2 protein-coding genes and 1 pseudogene are annotated in these 1,659 nt (G+C 62.9%); 1 reads left to right on the top strand and 2 read right to left on the bottom strand.

What is annotated here, in order from left to right; all coding sequences use genetic code 11:
- Both ENZ74_RS31175 and ENZ74_RS31170 read right to left on the bottom strand, forming a co-directional pair.
- Window positions 1–232 (bottom strand): annotated as a pseudogene (locus ENZ74_RS31175) (isochorismatase family protein); the annotation flags it as partial.
- Window positions 229–1,167 carry a MurR/RpiR family transcriptional regulator gene (locus tag ENZ74_RS31170; protein WP_063170109.1) on the bottom strand — a complete coding sequence of 313 codons (939 nt, stop codon included), beginning with the start codon at window positions 1,165–1,167 and terminating at the stop codon, window positions 229–231. The pseudogene ENZ74_RS31175 and the gene ENZ74_RS31170, both read right to left, overlap by 4 nt.
- Before the next feature lie 145 nt (window positions 1,168–1,312).
- Here ENZ74_RS31170 and ENZ74_RS31165 point away from each other — a divergent pair.
- On the top strand, window positions 1,313–1,659 hold a 347-nt coding region (locus ENZ74_RS31165; RefSeq protein WP_164761362.1), incomplete at its 3' end, for an FAD-dependent oxidoreductase.

Raw genomic sequence — 1,659 nt, 5'->3', positions numbered from 1 at the left:
GAATGATGGTGTGCAGCACCTCGACGCCATTGGCCCGCGCCGCCGCCAGCAGGCGCTCCTGGTTGGGGATCGTCTGCGAGGATGTCTGCCGGTAAAAATAATGATCGGGGCCACGTTCCGGATGCGACGGATCGGCGCCCGGCTCCAGCCAGATGCGCTGCATGTCGACGAGTAGCAGTGCCGTTTCGCCGGCACGGAAGGCTTCGTCTCGTTTGGGTAGGGCCTGGGTCATGCTTTGTCGTCCTGCTTTGCTGATTTGGGTCCCGGTGTCTTGCGGGGGCCGGGTGTCTTGCGCGCGCCGTTCTCTTGCGGTTCGCTGTCGAGCGTCACGGCATTGGCATGCCGCACCTTTTCGAGTCGCTCGATGCGGGCGCGGGCCTCGTCGCCCAGCGTCGAAACGATATGGGCGACCAACGCTTCCATCTGTGCGATCGCCGGCGCCAGCGTGTCGTAAGGTGAGGCGACTTCGAGCGGGCTGACGATGGTGACTTCGGCGAGATCTGATATCGGCGACAGCCATTGGTCGGTGAACAGGACGATGCGCACATCGAGCGCCGCCGCTTGTTTTGCATAGGCCATCACATCGAGTTGGTAGCGGCGGTAGTCGAAGACGACGAGCACGTCGCGCCGGCCGAGGTCGGCCAGCGTGTCGAAGATCTGCGGAGAGAGCACGCCGAGATCGCGAACCCCGGAGCGGAACTGCACGAGATAGCCGGCCAGCATGCCGGCGATGTGGCGGCTGAACCGGCCGCCAACCATCACGATCTCGCCCTTGGCCTCCATCAGCAAGCGGGCCGCCCGCTCGTAAGTCTGGACGGGTGTCGCGGCGGTGGCTTTCTGCAAGGCCGTGGTGACGCTATCGAGATAGGCCAGCACGGCGCTGTCGTTGGAACCGCTCTGCCGCTTGGCCTCCATCATCAGCAGCGGCGAGTGCAGTCTTGCCTCGACTTCGGCCAGAAGCCTCGCCTGGAAATCCGGAAACCCTTCATAGCCGAGCTTCATCACCAGCCGCACCACGGTTGGATCGCTGACGCCAGCGCGCCGGGCGAGCGATGAGGCGGTGCCGAGGCCGGAGGTCGGATAGTCCGTCAACAGCAGTCGAACGATCTTCTCCTCCGACGGCGTCAGCGCAAGATCCCCGCGCATCAGAACATCGCGTATCGCCATGGGCCTCCCCGGAATCCGTGTTCTCTTGTTTTGTCGAGTTTATTACAGAGATTTAAATATCGGTCAACAATGAAGAGATGTTGACATTGCGCGATCGCTGGCCCTACCTTGTCGAAAAGCAGCCAAGAGACTGTGGGGAACAGCCATGCGAAATGGAAGCGACGTCATCGTCGTCGGTGCCGGTATTGTCGGATCGAGCGCGGCCTATGATCTGGCCAAAGCCGGTGTGAAGGTCACGCTGGTCGAGCAGACCCATCCCGCCGGCGGCCCGTCGGGCAAATCGTCGGCGCTGCTGCACGCCTTCTACCTGATGCCGGAACTGTCGCAGCTATCCATCCGTGGCCGAGAGATCCTGGTGTCGCTGCCCGAAATCGCGGGCGAAGGATCCTTTGTCACCGAAATCGGCATGATGTGGGTCTGCGGCAACGACAACAAGGCGAGCTGGACGTCGGCAGCCGAACGCATCCGCGGCGAGGGCGCGCGCATCAAGAC

Source organism: Mesorhizobium sp. M7A.F.Ca.CA.002.15.2.1 (genome assembly GCF_003998715.1).
Taxonomy (GTDB): Bacteria; Pseudomonadota; Alphaproteobacteria; order Rhizobiales; family Rhizobiaceae; genus Mesorhizobium; species Mesorhizobium ciceri.
This window is presented reverse-complemented; position numbering and strand designations above follow the sequence as displayed.